The organism is Paenarthrobacter sp. PH39-S1, from assembly GCF_030063245.1.
In the GTDB taxonomy this organism is placed as follows: Bacteria; Actinomycetota; Actinomycetes; order Actinomycetales; family Micrococcaceae; genus Arthrobacter_M.
Genome location: NZ_JASISR010000118.1, coordinates 1 through 811 on the forward strand (window position 1 = coordinate 1; position 811 = coordinate 811).

Below are 811 nucleotides of genomic sequence, written 5' to 3' on the forward strand. Positions count from 1 at the left end.
GGCCGCGGTGGAGCCCACATACGTCACCAATCCGGGCATGATCGCTACCTTCTCCGGATTACGCCCGGCAGCAGCGATCCGCTGTTTCATATCCGCATAGTAGGCCTGGGCGCTGGGAAGATCGTAGGCCACGGCGTAAATCCCTTCCGCGTACCGGGCGGCAAGATCCCGGCCGGCCCCGGAAGCACCGGCCTGGAACAGCACGGGGCGTCCCTGCGGGCACCGGGGCACATTCAAGGGCCCCTCCACCCGGAAGTGGTCCCCCTCATGATGCGACGGCCGGACCAGGGCCGGATCGGCATAGAACCCGGTCCTGTCCCGAACCAGCGCATCATCAGCCCATGAGTCCCACAACCCCAGCGCTACCTCAATGAACTCCGCAGCGCGGCCGTAGCGCTGCGCGTGGCCGGGCATCGCTTCCAGCCCGTGATTGCGGGCTTCAGCATCGAACATCGACGTGACCACGTTCGCCCCGATCCGCCCGGCACTGATGTGATCCAGGGAGGCGAGCATCCGGGCGGCATGAAAAGGGGAATAAAAGGTCGCCGAGACGGTGCTGATAAGGCCGATGTTTTCCGTTGCCCGGGCCATGGCCGCCAGCGCGGTCAATGGTTCCAGAAACCATCTCGGCCCGGCGCCGACGTCACCGGCGGACTGCCCGTCGGCGAAAAACACGGCATCGAACAAGCCGCGTTCGGCGCTTTGTGCGAGCCGCTCATAATAGCCGATCTCTCCGAGCTGCTCCAGCGGCGATCCGGGCCGCCGCCACGCAGCACCGTGGTGGCCGGCTCCCAGCAGGAAAGCGTTCAAA

The 811-nt window shown here is 66.0% G+C and carries 1 protein-coding gene; it reads right to left on the bottom strand.

The features are described from left to right. On the bottom strand, positions 1–810 hold an 810-nt coding region (locus QMG52_RS21790), incomplete at its 3' end, for an NtaA/DmoA family FMN-dependent monooxygenase (RefSeq protein WP_283562485.1). Position 811 lies beyond the last annotated feature (1 nt).